14 protein-coding genes are annotated in these 12,853 nt (G+C 70.4%); 13 read left to right on the top strand and 1 reads right to left on the bottom strand.

Annotated features, from left to right (window positions below; genetic code table 11):
* The first annotated feature begins 103 nt into the window (after positions 1-103).
* The 13 genes from ABZ795_RS02805 to ABZ795_RS02745 all read left to right on the top strand — a co-directional run bounded on the left by ABZ795_RS02805 (position 104) and on the right by ABZ795_RS02745 (position 12,469).
* Positions 104-1,354: a sugar ABC transporter substrate-binding protein gene (locus ABZ795_RS02805; RefSeq protein WP_357528262.1), complete on the top strand. Its 1,251-nt coding sequence runs from the start codon at positions 104-106 to the stop codon at positions 1,352-1,354.
* A 69-nt stretch (positions 1,355-1,423) separates the two neighbouring features.
* Positions 1,424-2,374, top strand: a complete 951-nt coding sequence (locus ABZ795_RS02800; protein WP_327025819.1) for a sugar ABC transporter permease — start codon at positions 1,424-1,426, stop codon at positions 2,372-2,374.
* Positions 2,371-3,186: a carbohydrate ABC transporter permease gene (locus ABZ795_RS02795; protein WP_357528260.1), complete on the top strand. Its 816-nt coding sequence runs from the start codon at positions 2,371-2,373 to the stop codon at positions 3,184-3,186. Before ABZ795_RS02800 ends, ABZ795_RS02795 begins: the two co-directional genes overlap by 4 nt.
* Before the next feature lie 5 nt (positions 3,187-3,191).
* Positions 3,192-4,340 carry a galactonate dehydratase gene (gene dgoD, locus ABZ795_RS02790; RefSeq protein WP_357528258.1) on the top strand — a complete coding sequence of 383 codons (1,149 nt, stop codon included), beginning with the start codon at positions 3,192-3,194 and terminating at the stop codon, positions 4,338-4,340.
* 2 nt (positions 4,341-4,342) lie between these two features.
* A complete protein-coding gene (locus ABZ795_RS02785) occupies positions 4,343-4,981 on the top strand; it encodes a bifunctional 4-hydroxy-2-oxoglutarate aldolase/2-dehydro-3-deoxy-phosphogluconate aldolase (protein ID WP_327025822.1) in 639 nt (212 codons plus the stop codon).
* Positions 4,978-5,937: a sugar kinase gene (locus ABZ795_RS02780; RefSeq protein ID WP_327025823.1), complete on the top strand. Its 960-nt coding sequence runs from the start codon at positions 4,978-4,980 to the stop codon at positions 5,935-5,937. Before ABZ795_RS02785 ends, ABZ795_RS02780 begins: the two co-directional genes overlap by 4 nt.
* Before the next feature lie 21 nt (positions 5,938-5,958).
* Positions 5,959-7,188, top strand: coding sequence for a D-mannonate dehydratase ManD (manD, locus tag ABZ795_RS02775; protein WP_327025824.1), 1,230 nt, complete (start codon positions 5,959-5,961; stop codon positions 7,186-7,188).
* Entirely contained in the window at positions 7,178-7,759 is a 582-nt protein-coding gene (locus tag ABZ795_RS02770) for a gluconokinase (RefSeq protein ID WP_327025825.1), read from the top strand. The genes manD and ABZ795_RS02770 overlap by 11 nt, the downstream gene beginning before the upstream one ends.
* Complete coding sequence (locus ABZ795_RS02765; protein WP_327025826.1) at positions 7,653-8,099, top strand: lantibiotic dehydratase C-terminal domain-containing protein; 447 nt, start codon at positions 7,653-7,655, stop codon at positions 8,097-8,099. Before ABZ795_RS02770 ends, ABZ795_RS02765 begins: the two co-directional genes overlap by 107 nt.
* Complete coding sequence (locus ABZ795_RS02760; RefSeq protein ID WP_357528255.1) at positions 8,096-8,248, top strand: hypothetical protein; 153 nt, start codon at positions 8,096-8,098, stop codon at positions 8,246-8,248. The genes ABZ795_RS02765 and ABZ795_RS02760 overlap by 4 nt, the downstream gene beginning before the upstream one ends.
* Entirely contained in the window at positions 8,224-9,411 is a 1,188-nt protein-coding gene (locus ABZ795_RS02755) for a M50 family metallopeptidase (protein WP_357528253.1), read from the top strand. The genes ABZ795_RS02760 and ABZ795_RS02755 overlap by 25 nt, the downstream gene beginning before the upstream one ends.
* A gap of 383 nt (positions 9,412-9,794) precedes the next feature.
* Entirely contained in the window at positions 9,795-10,448 is a 654-nt protein-coding gene (locus ABZ795_RS02750) for a hypothetical protein (RefSeq protein ID WP_357528251.1), read from the top strand.
* 200 nt (positions 10,449-10,648) lie between these two features.
* Positions 10,649-12,469, top strand: a complete 1,821-nt coding sequence (locus ABZ795_RS02745; protein WP_357528249.1) for a RiPP maturation radical SAM C-methyltransferase — start codon at positions 10,649-10,651, stop codon at positions 12,467-12,469.
* Between the two features lie 12 nt (positions 12,470-12,481).
* On the opposite strand, the gene ABZ795_RS02740 is transcribed toward ABZ795_RS02745, so the two are convergent.
* Positions 12,482-12,778, bottom strand: a complete 297-nt coding sequence (locus ABZ795_RS02740) for a hypothetical protein (RefSeq protein ID WP_357528247.1) — start codon at positions 12,776-12,778, stop codon at positions 12,482-12,484.
* Positions 12,779-12,853 lie beyond the last annotated feature (75 nt).

Genomic DNA, 12,853 nt, shown 5'->3' with positions numbered 1-12,853 from the left:
CGGATGTAAAACCCCGTTGTCGTGTCCGTTCCCCCACGGCCACGACCAACCAGAAGGAGTGACGGACGTGGGACGTCGGTCGAAAATCGGGATATCTCTGGCGATGGTGTCCGCGCTGACGCTGTCCGCCTGCGGCAGCGGTGACGACAGCGGCTCCTCGGACACCGTGCGGGTCACCCTGGTCAACCATGTCTGGACCGAAAACATCCGGAAGGCGTTGCCGGAGTTCGAGAAGGAGACCGGCCTGAAGGTCGAGGTCACCCAGCTCGGTGAGGACCAGCTGTCCGACCAGTACAACGTCAAGCTCAACGCCGGTTCCAGCGACATCGACGTGATGATGTACCGCCCGCTGCAGGAAGGCCGGCTGTTCGCCAAGAACAAGTACCTCGCCGACCTGACCGACAAGGCCAAGGGCAGCAGCGACTTCGACCTCGCCGACTTCCAGGCCGCGCCGCTGAGCGCCACCACCTACGAGGACAAGGTGGTCGGTGTGCCGATCATCACCGAGCAGCAGGTGCTCTACTACCGCAAGGACCTGCTGGAGAAGTCCGGCTTCAGCGCCCCGCCGCAGACCCTGGACGAGCTGAAGACCCAGGCCGCGAAGATCCAGGCCGACAACCCGGGTGTGGCCGGCTTCGTCGCGCGTACCGGCAAGGCCGCCGCGGTCACCCAGTTCTCCAGCTTCCTGTTCAGCTTCGGCGGTGACTTCGTCGACGAGTCCGGCAAGTCCGCGGTCAGCACCGACGCCGCCAAGCAGGCGTACGCCTTCTACGGTGGTCTGCTGCGGGAGAACGGCCCGGCCAACATCAGCACCGACATGAGTTGGTCCGAGGCGATGGCCATCTTCACCCAGGGCCAGGCCGCCTTCTACCCGGAGGCGAACTCCCTCTACAAGAACGCCACCGACCCGGCCAAGTCGAAGGTCTCCGAGAACGTCGGGTTCGCGCCGTTCCCGGCCGGCCCGGCTGGCTCGAAGCCGTACAACGTGCCCTCCTGGGGTCTGGCCGTCAACGACGCCTCGAAGAACCAGGACAACGCCTGGAAGTTCATCCAGTGGGCGGCCGGTAAGGCGCAGACCCTGGAGCAGCAGAAGGCCGGCGTGCCGGGTGCCCGTACCTCCGTGTGGGAGAACCCCGAGGGCATCGCCACCTACCCGAAGGACATGGCCGAGGCGATCACCGTGAGCCTGGCCAACGGTGTCGGTCACGACCGTCCGGTGGTCGAGCGGGTCGCCCAGGCCCGCGAGATCGTCGGTCAGCCGATCGTCGACGCCATCACCGGCAAGGACGCTGCCGCCTCCGCCGAGGCCGCCAACCAGGCCTTCCAGAAGTTCCTGGACGACGAGGCCCGCTAAGTCCGGGCACGGGGGTGGTGGGGGCGTCGCCCCGCCACCCCCGTCCGGCCTCCCCCTCACGGAGATCTGATGCCAGCTGTAACCGCACCCAGCCGGACGCCACGCGGCGCCGGAGTCATGCCCGACACGCCCGGCTGGGCCCGTTGGGCCAACGACCATCGCAAGTGGCTCTTCGCGGCCCCGGCCATGGCCTTCGTCGCCGCGCTGATCATCTTCCCGCTCGCCTGGACCATCTACCTCAGCCTCACCGACTCCTCGGGGTCCGTGCGGGCCGAGTCGGAGTTCATCGGGCTGCGTAACTACCTGGACGTGCTCAGCGACACCGACCGGTTCTGGCCGGCCGTGGGCCGGACCGCCGCGTTCACCGGTGCCGCGCTCTTCTTCGAGGTAGTGCTCGGCATGGCGATCGCCCTGCTGCTGTGGCGTCCGTTCAAGGGCGAGAAGTGGGTCCGGGTCGCGATCCTGCTGCCGCTGGTCGCCACCCCGGTGGCCGTCGGCATGATGTGGCGGCTCATCTTCGACCCCAACATCGGTATGGCCAACCAGATCCTCGGCTGGGTCGGCATCGGCCCGCAGCCCTGGCTGGCCGGGCAGAACAGCGCGCTGGCCACCACCATCTTCATCGACATCTGGCAGTGGACCCCGATGGTGGTGCTGATCCTGCTGGCCGGTCTGACCTCGCTCTCCGACGAGCCGCAGGAAGCGGCGATGATCGACGGCGCGAGCACCTGGCAGCGGTTCCGGCACGTCACCCTGCCGCTGCTGATGCCCACCGTGATCGTCGCGGTGCTGCTGCGCGGCATCGACGCTCTGAAGACCTTCGACATCCTCTACGCGACCAAGGGCCGCGGCGGCGGTTCCTTCAACGAGGTGGAGACGCTCAACGTGTACGCCTACGGGCTGAGCTTCGACTACAACGAGTACGGCCTCTCCTCGACGGTGCTGATTCTGTTCTTCCTGATCATCATCGGTGTGATGTGGCTCCTCACCTCCCGTAAGAAGAAGGAGGCCGGACGATGAAGGCAAGCGCCGGGTTCCGGGCCTTCCGCGCGGTGGCCCTGGTCGCCGTCGTGCTCTCCCTGGTGGCGCCGCTGGTCTGGATGGTCGCCGCCTCCTTCAAGACCAACGTCGACATCTACGACTCCAGCAAGGCCCTGGTCTTCTCGCCGACGCTGGACAACTACAGCACCGTCCTCCAGCAGGCGAACTACATCCAGTTCATCGGCAACAGCCTCTGGGTGGCCTTCGCCGCCACCGTGCTGTCGTTGCTGCTCGGGGTGCCGGCCGCGTACGCGATGAGCCGGTTCAACATGCGCAAGTCGGCGCTGGTGGTGCTGATGGCCCGGGTCATCCCCGGTGTCTCGCTGCTGGTGCCCTGGTACTACGTCTTCTCGAACATGCGCATGGTCGGCGGTTTCACCGTGCTGATCCTCAGCCACATGTTCGTCTCGCTGCCGTTGATCGTCTACATCATGATGGGCTTCTTCGACGGCCTGCCGGACGAGTTGGAGGAGGCCGCCCAGGTCGACGGGCTGACCCCGATCGGAGCCTTCCGGCGGGTCACCCTGCCGCTGTCGGTGCCGGGCATCGCTACCGCCGGCATCCTGTCCTTCATCTTCTCCTGGAACAACTTCATGTTCGCCCTGGTGCTCTCCGGCGCGGACACCAAGACCCTGCCCGTGGCGATCTTCGACTTCGTCGGCTACGCCAGCATCGACTGGGGCGGCCTGATGGCGGCGACCACGGTGGTCACCCTGCCCATCATGCTCATCGCGCTGTTCGTGCAGAAGTACATCGTCTCCGGACTCACCGCAGGCGCGACGAAGGGCTGAGCACCATGACCACCATCTCGCGCGTCGAGACCTTCCTGGTAGCACCCCGCTGGCTGTTCGTCCGGGTGGAGACCGCCGACGGCCTCGTCGGCTGGGGCGAGGCCACCTGCGAGGGCCGCTCGGAGACCGTACGCACCGCCGTGGAGCAGCTCAGCGAGCTGCTGATCGGCCAGGACGCGCTGCGGATCGAGGACCACTGGCAGGTGATGACCAAGGGCTCCTTCTACCGGGGCGGCCCGATCCTGGCCAGCGCCGTGGCCGGGCTGGACCAGGCCCTGTGGGACATCGCCGGCAAGCGGTACGGCGCCCCGGTGCACCAGTTGCTCGGCGGGCCGGTCCGGGACCGGATCCGGGTCTACGGCTGGGTCGGCGGTGACGAGCCCAGCGAGGTGCGCGACCAGATCGCCGCGCGGGTGGAGTCCGGACTGACCGCGGTGAAGATGAACGCCTCCGGGCGGATGAGCCCGCTGGCCACCGTCGCCGAACTCGACGCGGTGGTCCAGCGGGTGGCCGCCGCCCGGGAGGTGCTCGGCGAGGACCGGGACGTGGCCGTGGACTTCCACGGCCGGTTCACCCTGGCCAATGCCCGCCGGGTGGCCCCGCTGCTGGAGCCGTACCGGCCGTTCTTCCTGGAGGAGCCGGTGGTGCCGGAGAACTCCCACCTGATCGGGGAGTTCGTCCGCTCCACCACCACCCCGGTCTCCACCGGGGAACGGCTCTACAACCGGCAGGAGTTCCTGCCGGTGCTCCAGGCCGGTATCGCGGTGGCCCAGCCGGACCTGTCGCACGCCGGGGGCATCACCGAGGTACGCAAGATCGCGGCCCTGGCGGAGACCTTCGACGTGCAACTGGCCCCGCACTGTCCGCTGGGGCCGATCGCCCTGGCCGCCTGCCTCCAGGTCGGGTTCGCCACCCCGAACTACCTGATCCAGGAGCAGAGCATCGGCATCCATTACAACCTCGGTGCCGAGGTGCTCGACTACTGTGTCGACCAGCAGCCGCTGACCTTCGTCGACGGGTACGTCCAGCGCCTCACCGCACCGGGGCTGGGCATCGAGATCGACGAGCAGGCGGTGCGCGCGGCGGACAAGCGGGGTCACGCCTGGCGCAGCCCGATGTTCCGGCACCCCGACGGCTCGTACGCGGAATGGTGATCATGACCGACCTGCTCACCACCGAACTCACCGCCCAGCGGCTGCTGGCGATCATCCGGGGTACGGACACCACCGCCGCGATCGCTGCCGGCACCGCCCTGCTGGCCGAGGGGGTGTCCATCGTCGAGGTGGCCCTGACCACCCCGGGGGCCCTGGACGCCATCGCGGCCATCCGGGCGGACGCCCCCGCCGGCACCTTGGTGGGTGCCGGCACGGTGCTCACCCCGGCGGCCGTGGCCGACGTGGCGGCGGCCGGGGCCCAGTTCGTGGTGACCCCCGCCGTGGTCGACTCCATCCCGGAGGCGGTCCGGCGGGGCCTGCCGGTAGCCGCCGGGGCCCTCACCCCGACCGAGGCGTACACCGCCGTGCGGTGGGGGGCCAGCGTGGTCAAGCTCTTCCCGGCCTCGGTGGGTGGTGCGGGATACCTGAAGGCGCTGCGGGACCCCTTCCCGGACATCGGCTTCGTCGCCGTCGGTGGGGTGGGCCTGGCCGAGCTGCCCGGCTACCTGGCGGCCGGGGCGATCGCGGTCGGGGTCGGGGGTCCGCTGGTGGGCGACGCCGCCTCCGGCGGCGACCTGGACGCACTGCGGGAGCGGGCCCGCGCCTACCGGGTGGCGGTCCGCGAAGCGGGGCCCAGGTGACCGTACCCGGCGTGGAGGTGCTCACCCTGGGCGAGGCCCTGGTGTCCCTGCGCTCGGCCGGCCCGCTGGCCCTCGGTGGCCCGCTGACCATGCACCTGGCCGGGGCGGAGACCAATGTGGCGATCGGGCTGGCCCGGCTCGGCCACCGCAGCGCCTGGGTGGGCCGGGTCAGCGACGACGAACTCGGCGAGTTCGTGCTGCGCCAACTGCGGGCCGAGGGGGTGGCCACCGAGGGGGTGGCCCGCGACCCCGACCGGCCCGCTGGAGTGATGTTCCTGGAACGGCGCACCGCCGACCTGACCCGGGTGCGGTACCACCGGGCCGGTTCGGCCGGCTCCGCCCTGCACCCGGACGACCTGGCCGGGCCGCTGGCCGCCGGTGCCCGGGTGCTGCACCTGAGCGGCATCACCCCGGCCCTGTCCGACAGCGCCCGACAGGCCACGGAGTACGCGGCCCGCCAGGCGGCCGTCGCCGGGATGACGGTGTCGCTGGACGTCAACTACCGGGCCCGGCTCTGGTCCCGGGACGCCGCCCGCGCCGTGCTGACCCCCCTGGCCGGGTACGCCTCGATCGTCATCGCCTCCGCGGACGAACTGGACCTGGTCGCCGAGCCCGGCACCGACGAGGCCGGGATGGTCGCCGCCCTGCTGGACCGGGGGGTGCAGACCGTGCTGGTCAAGCTCGGTTCCGACGGGGCCCGCGCGTACACCCCCGAAGGGGTGCGGGAGATGGCGGCGGTACCGGTGACCGCGGTGGACACCGTCGGCGCCGGTGACGCCTTCACCGCCGGTTACCTCTCCGGCCACCTGGACGGCCTGGACCTGTCCGACCGGCTGCGGCGGGCGGTGGCCCTCGGCGCCTTCGCGGTCACCGCGCACGGTGACTGGGAGGGTCTGCCCCGCCGTGACGAGCTTTCCCTGTTGACCGGCAACGCCGCCGGCACCACCCTCCGCTGACTGCGAGAAAGGCACCCCCTCGTGAAGATCGTCGCTGCCGACGTCATCGTTTCCAGCCCTGACCGCAACTTCGTCACACTGAAGATCACAACAGCGGACGGCATCACCGGTCTGGGTGACGGCACCCTCAACGGCCGGGAACTCTCCGTCGCCTCCTACCTGCGCGACCATGTGGTGCCCCTGCTGATCGGGCGGGACGCGCACCGCATCGAGGACGCCTGGCAGTTCCTCTACCGCTCGGCGTACTGGCGGCGTGGCCCGGTCACCATGGCCGCCATCGCCGCGGTGGACGTGGCCCTGTGGGACATCAAGGCCAAGGCCGCCGGCATGCCGCTCTACCAGCTGCTCGGCGGTGCGTCGCGCAACGGCATCATGGCGTACGGCCACGCCTCCGGCCGCGACGTGCCGGAGCTGTTCGACTCCATCCGCGCCCACCTGGAGCAGGGCTACCGCTCGATCCGGGTGCAGACCTCCGTGCCCGGCATCAACGCCGTGTACGGGGTGGCCGCCCAGCCCAGCTCGGACGGCAAGCGCTACGACTACGAGCCGGCCCAGCGCACCCCCCTGCCCGCCGAGGAGGACTGGGACACCCGCGCCTACCTGCGGCACCTGCCCGGGGTCTTCGAGGCGGTCCGCAACGAGTTCGGCCCGGAGCTGCCGCTGCTGCACGACGGTCACCACCGGATGACCCCGATCCAGGCCGCCAAGCTGGGCAAGGCCCTGGAGCCGTACGACCTGTTCTGGCTGGAGGACTGCACCCCGGCGGAGAACCAGGAGGCCCTGCGGCTGGTCCGGCAGCACACCACCACCCCGCTGGCCATCGGCGAGGTGTTCAACACCGTGTGGGACTACCAGACCCTGATCCGGGAACAGCTCATCGACTACGTGCGGTCCGCGGTCACCCACACCGGCGGCATCACCGCCATGCGCAAGCTGCTCGACTTCGCCGCCCAGTACCAGATCAAGTCCGGCATCCACGGCCCGACCGACATCTCCCCGGTCGGCATGGCCGCCGCCCTGCACCTGGACCTGGCCATCCACAACTTCGGCATCCAGGAGTACATGCGGCACGGTCCGCTGACCAACGAGGTGTTCCGCCAGTCCTTCACCTTCACCGACGGCTACCTGCACCCGGGGGAGCAGCCCGGTATCGGGGTGGAGCTGGACGAGGAGGCTGCGGCCCGCTTCCCGTACCAGCCGGCGTACCTGCCGTTCAACCGGCTCAAGGACGGCACGGTCCATGACTGGTGAGCCGCCGACTCGCCACATAGTGGTGATGGGGGTCTCCGGCGCAGGCAAGACCACGGTGGCCCGGGGGATCGCCGCGTCCACCGGACTGACCTTCGCCGAGGCCGACGAGTTCCACTCCGAGGCCAATGTGGCCCGGATGCGGGCCGGCATACCACTGGACGACGACGCCCGCTGGCCCTGGTTGCAGGCCCTGGCCGACTGGATGACCGCCCGGCACCGGGAGGGGGTCTCCACCGTGCTGACCTGCTCGGCGCTCAAGCGCTCCTACCGGGACCTGCTGCGGCAGGGACCCCCGGGGGTGTTCTTCGTGCACCTGCACGGCCCGACCGAGGTCATCCGGGAACGGATGTCGGTGCGTACCCATGAGTACATGCCGCCCAGCCTGCTCGACTCCCAGACGGCGACCCTGGAACCGCTCTGGCCGGACGAGCCCGGCATCGTCATCGACCTCCGCTCCACCAGCGATGCGCTGGTGGCCGAGGCGGTACGGCGGCTGGGCCTGCCGGTACTCGAGGAGACGCCCGAGCCGGTGGCGGCCGAGGGGCCGCCGCCGGAGGCCTCCGCACGATGACCGACGAGCGGTGCGACCCGAGAGGGTCGCACCGCTCATCGGTCGGGATGACGGCGGACGAAGTCCTGGTAGGTCTCGTTGGCCACGCTGGGCGGCGCACTGCCGGGAACTGCGTGACCGGGTGGCCGCCGCGGCCGAGCAGGGCACCCTGGTCTTCCAGCGCGGCGACGCCGAGCCCCGGGTGGTCAGCGACCTCGACGCGGTCGTACCGATCCTGCTCAGCTCGTACGTGCACATGACCAACAACCGACTCGGGGTGAGCATCCTCGACGAGATCTACCTGTCGTACCTGATGCGCGCCGCGTTGCTCGACGAGCCGGCGCCGGCCGGATCCCGATGACCACGGTCGAGGCCGGGCAGCAGGCCACCTGGGCCCGGCCCCGGCTGCGGTCCGAGATCGTGCTCGGCCCCGGGGTGTGGCGCGAGGGCAAGCTCGTGCACCACGTCAAGGCCCCGGAGACCGGGTGGGACCCCGGGAGCACTTCCTGATGTCCCGGATGGACGGCACCCGCAGCCTGGAGGACCTGGCCGGCGAGTACGCCAGCGCCTACCAGCGTCGGCTGGGGCCGGAGAACTGGCAGCAACTGTTCGGCATGCTGCACAAGCGGCAACTGCTGCACGGCGCTACCGATCCGGCGGCCCTGGCCGCGCTGACCTCCTCGGCTGCCGAGGGGGCGGCGAAGACCCGGCGTGGTCCGCTGTCGGCCCGGATGCCGCTGTTCGACCCGCAGCGGCTGTTCGACCGGGTGCTGCCCTGGCTGGCGCCGGTGTTCAGTTGGTGGTTCGTGCTGCCGGCGCTGGCCCTGGCCCTGGCCCTGGCGGTCCTCGGGTACGTGGGGTGGCAGCTGCCGGATCTGGCCGCCGGAATCGGTGGTGGTCGGCCGCTGGCGGCGATCCTGATCGCGGTGGCGGTCACCTGGGTGATCATCTTCCTGCACGAGTGCGCCCACGGACTGACCTGCCGATATTTCGGCGGCCGGGTCACCGAGATCGGGGTGATGTGGCGGTTCCCGCTGCTGGCCCCGTACTGCAAGGTCGACGACGTGGTGCTGTTCACCCCGCGGCGGCGGGTCGCGACCGCCTTCGCCGGGGTCTTCGTGAGCATGCTGGCGCTGGTGCCCTTCGCCGCGATCCGCCTGTGGGGTTCACCCGGGATGCTGTACGACCTGGCCGGCACCATGTTGCTGTTCGGTACCGCCACGGCCGTGCTCAACCTGGTGCCCTTCCTGCGCCTGGACGGCTACCACATGCTCAGTCACGCGCTGAACCTGGCCGACCTGCGCACGGACACCTACCGGTTCTACGGCCGGCTGGTGCGCCAGGGCCCCCGCGGGGTGACCGACTACCGGACCCGTGACCGGGTGGCCTTCACGGTGTACGGGCTGGCCTCCGTCCTGTTCATCGGCACCGTGCTGACCTTCCTGATCCGCTACTGGTACACCAGCCTGGCCACCTGGCTGAGCCCCACCTGGGCCGTGGTCATCCTCACCGCCGAGGCCATCCTCCTGGCCGCCATCATCACCCACCTAACCCGCCGCCGCCGCTCCACCCCCACCCCACCCCCTGACACCCCTCCCGCCCGCCCTCCCCGCCCGCGCCCCGCCCTGCTTTTCCCGCCGATCATGCACTTTCTGCCGGGACATAACGCCTGAAAAGCCGCGAACCGGCGACCAAAAGTGCAAGATCGACGGGGTGGGGAGGGTGAGGCGGCGGGGTGGGGGTGTGTTGGGTGCGACACGCCGGACTCTGTGTGATTGTCTCGTTGCGACGGGTTAGGGTTCGTTCGCATCGTTGGCTGGGGAGTTGGAGACAACCGGTGACGGATCGAGGGTGGCTGAATCCTGGGCTGCTGCGGCTCGGGCTCCGGGCGGGCCGGCGAACGACTGATTCGGGCGGTCCGGTGGCGGTGGCGATCCCATCGCCCGAGGACGCCAGCGGCCGGTCCGGCGTGTCTAGGCATCCCATCGCGCCCTCCGGCTAGCGCTGGTCGCGACTCCCGGCCGCCCCTCGGACTTGTGTCTCATCAGGAGTTTCCATGCGCCCTGTCTCGCCGGTCAAACGCGCCCGCTGGCGTGACATCGACTGGATCACCGATCTGGTGACCGCCACCCTGGCCCCCACCACCCTGGGGGCCTGGCTGGTGCCGGACGAGCGGCGGCGTCCCGCCGTGCTGGCCGCGGTGTCCCGCATCTGGGTGGAACACGCCCTGCTGTTCGGGGACGCCTTCCTGCTCACCGATGGCGCGGCGGCTACGGTCTGGTTCCACCGCTACCGTCCGATCCCACCCCCGACGCGCTACCTGGAGCGCATCAGGTGGGCCTGCGAGGAGCATCTGGTCCGGTTCCACCGACTGGACCGGTTCCTGGCCGCGCACCGTCCGGAGGAACCCCACAACCACCTGGCGATCCTGGCGGCGCCGCCGGACGCCAACCGGGCGGGCCAGGCCGCGACCGTACTCGCCGACAGCCACCGGCTGATGGACACCCACGGTCTGCCGATCTACGCCGACCTGCACAGCGAGGCCGACCGGCGGCTCTACCGGCGGCTGGGCTACCGGGAACACCACCAGATGACGCGCCCGGACGGGGCGATCGTGGACCTGCTCTGGCGACCCAGGCCGGCGACCCGGGTTGCCGCCACGACCCACCCCGGCCAGGCCGTGACCAGCGGCTGCCCGACCCGGCCCTGACCCCGCCCGCAGACGTCCGCCGTACGAACGCTGTCCGGCTCGGCTTGACCGCCGGTTGCCGGTGGCGCATCCTGCAACCCGTACCCACACCGAACCTCGACCGCCCGCGCGGTGGCTGCAGAGTAGCGGAGGTCGATACGTCCGGCGTCGATCAGTGTGACCGGCCGGCAGCCGGGTACCCGGACTGGCCGGTGGTCCTCGTGTCCATGCCGTTCATGGGCATCTACCGGCCCTCGATCCAGCTAGGGCTGCTCAGTGCCACGGTGGCCCAGGCCGGGTTTCCGGTGCGTACCCTGCACGCGAATCTCGATTTCGCGGCCCTGATCGGGGCGCAGGAGTACTCCCTGCTGGCGGAGCACCGGGGCCGGCTGGTCGGTGACTGGTTGTTCTCCGTCGCCGCCTTCGGCGAGGCCGCGCCGGACGGCGGGCGAAGGCTGCCCGTCGACTTCGCCGCCGACCTGCGGCACCTGGGCGCATCCGGCAAAGACCTCCAGGACCGACTGGCGTACCTGCGCGATGTTCAGGTGCCGGCCTACCTGGACACTCTCGTGCGGACCTTTCCGTGGGACCGGTTCCGGGTAGTCGGCTTCAGCTCCACCTACCAGCAGAACACGGCCTCGATCGCCCTGGCCCGACGGCTCAAGCAGGAGTGGCCCGAGCTGGTCACCGTCTTCGGTGGCGCCAACTTCGACGGCGAGATGGGACCGGAGCTGGTGCGGACGGTGGACTGCATGGACCTGGCGGTCACCGGGGAGGGGGAGCGGGCCCTACCCGGGCTGCTGCGGGCCCTCGCCGCCGGTACGGACCCGTTGACCGTGCCCGGGGTGCTGGGCCGGGTGGCGGATGGGGTCGGTGGGGCTGCACCCGCCCCGCCGCTGGAGTTGCCCGACGCCACCGTGCCGGACTATGCCGAGTACTTCCAACGGATGGCCGACCTGGCCCTGATGCCGGCCGCCGGCCGCCACCGGGTGTGGATCCCCTTCGAGTCCTCCCGGGGCTGCTGGTGGGGGGCCAAGCATCACTGCACCTTCTGCGGACTGAACGGCACCACCATGCGGTTCCGGGCCAAGACCACCGATCAGGTACGGGCCGAACTGGACCTGCAGGCCCGCCGTTACGGCAGCTTCCGGTTCGAGGCGGTGGACAACATCCTCGACCCGACCCACCTGCGGGAACTCATGCCGCAGCTGGCCGGGGCGGACACCGGTTACGAGCTGTTCTATGAGGTCAAGGCGAACCTCTCCCGTGATCAGATACGGCTGCTGGCACAGGCCGGGGTGACCCGCATCCAACCCGGTATCGAGTCGCTCAGCTCGCATGTGCTGCGGCTGATGCGCAAGGGGGTCACCGCCGCCCAGAACATCAACCTGCTGCGCTGGTGCCGCTACTACGGCATCGAGGTGGCGTGGAACATCCTCTGGGGTTTCCCGGAGGAGACCGCCGACGACTACGCCGAGCAGGCCGCCCTCCTGCCCCAGCTGTGGCATCTCCAGCCACCCGGCGGCGCGGCCCGGATCTGGATCGAACGGTTCAGTCCGCTGTACGCGGCGGCCCGGGCCGCGACGGATGGTGTGCGGCCGGAAAGCAGCTACGGGTACGTCTATCCGGCCGAGACCGACCTGGATCGGGTCGCCTACTTCTTCGAGCAGCCACCGACGGACGGCCTTTCCGACGAGGCGTACCTGCCGTTGGCCCGGCAGGTGGCGGCCTGGACCGAGGCCGCCGGGACGGACCCACCTCCGGTGCTCACCTACCGGTCGAGCACGGATCACCTGCAGATCTACGATGGCCGCCAGCCCGGTCGGGAGGGCACCTACACCTTCGAGGGTCCGCTGGCCGAGATCTATCTGGCCTGTGTGGATCGTCCGGTCGCCCGGTCGGGCCTGCACCAGCGGTTCGGGGAACGCCTGCCGGCCGATGACATCACCGAGGCGGTGACGGAGTTCGCCGGACGCGGGCTGATGGTGCTCGACGGGCCGCGGGTCCTGTCGCTGGCCCTGCCGGCCGTCGGGGGCAGATGACCCCGGGGCGGGTCAGTCCTTGGGTGGCGGCTTGATGCTGAGCACGACCGGAGGATCCCAGGCCGGGCCCCGGGTGAAGGCCCGGGCGAACTGGTCCCGGACGGATCCGGTCGGCCCGGCCTCTACGGAGATCTCGACCGGGGAGGACTCCTCCGGCCCGAGGTCCGCGACGGCCCCGGCGACCAGGACGACCCCGGCGGCAGCGGCCACCAACCTCGGCGAGCGTGGCCGGTCCCGGCGACCGGAGCCGACCTCCGCCGGAGGGTGGCCCGGATCAGGGGTACCGGTCGAGTCGCCCGGATCAGACATGAACCCTCCCGTATCGCCTCGCGACGGTGTCGTCTCCGCACCCCGGCTGGCCTGTGGCGCAGGCCGCGAGTCAGG

Origin of the sequence: Micromonospora sp. NPDC047134 (assembly GCF_040643455.1) — a bacterium.
Lineage (GTDB): Bacteria > Actinomycetota > Actinomycetes > Mycobacteriales > Micromonosporaceae > Micromonospora.
Note: the sequence above shows the minus strand (reverse complement) of the source record. Positions and strands in the feature narration are given on the sequence as shown.

Bases quoted from the DNA above. Each gene is read 5' to 3' on its own strand.
- ABZ795_RS02805 (WP_357528262.1), top strand. From the start codon at position 104: ATGGTGTCCGCGCTGACGCTGTCCGCCTGCGGCAGCGGTGACGACAGC.
- ABZ795_RS02800 (WP_327025819.1), top strand. From the start codon at position 1,424: ATGCCAGCTGTAACCGCACCCAGCCGGACGCCACGCGGCGCCGGAGTC.
- ABZ795_RS02795 (WP_357528260.1), top strand. From the start codon at position 2,371: ATGAAGGCAAGCGCCGGGTTCCGGGCCTTCCGCGCGGTGGCCCTGGTC.
- dgoD (WP_357528258.1), top strand. From the start codon at position 3,192: ATGACCACCATCTCGCGCGTCGAGACCTTCCTGGTAGCACCCCGCTGG.
- ABZ795_RS02785 (WP_327025822.1), top strand. From the start codon at position 4,343: ATGACCGACCTGCTCACCACCGAACTCACCGCCCAGCGGCTGCTGGCG.
- ABZ795_RS02770 (WP_327025825.1), top strand. From the start codon at position 7,178: ATGACTGGTGAGCCGCCGACTCGCCACATAGTGGTGATGGGGGTCTCC.
- ABZ795_RS02765 (WP_327025826.1), top strand. From the start codon at position 7,653: ATGCGCTGGTGGCCGAGGCGGTACGGCGGCTGGGCCTGCCGGTACTCG.
- ABZ795_RS02760 (WP_357528255.1), top strand. From the start codon at position 8,096: ATGACCACGGTCGAGGCCGGGCAGCAGGCCACCTGGGCCCGGCCCCGG.
- ABZ795_RS02750 (WP_357528251.1), top strand. From the start codon at position 9,795: ATGCGCCCTGTCTCGCCGGTCAAACGCGCCCGCTGGCGTGACATCGAC.
- ABZ795_RS02740 (WP_357528247.1), bottom strand. From the start codon at position 12,778: ATGTCTGATCCGGGCGACTCGACCGGTACCCCTGATCCGGGCCACCCT.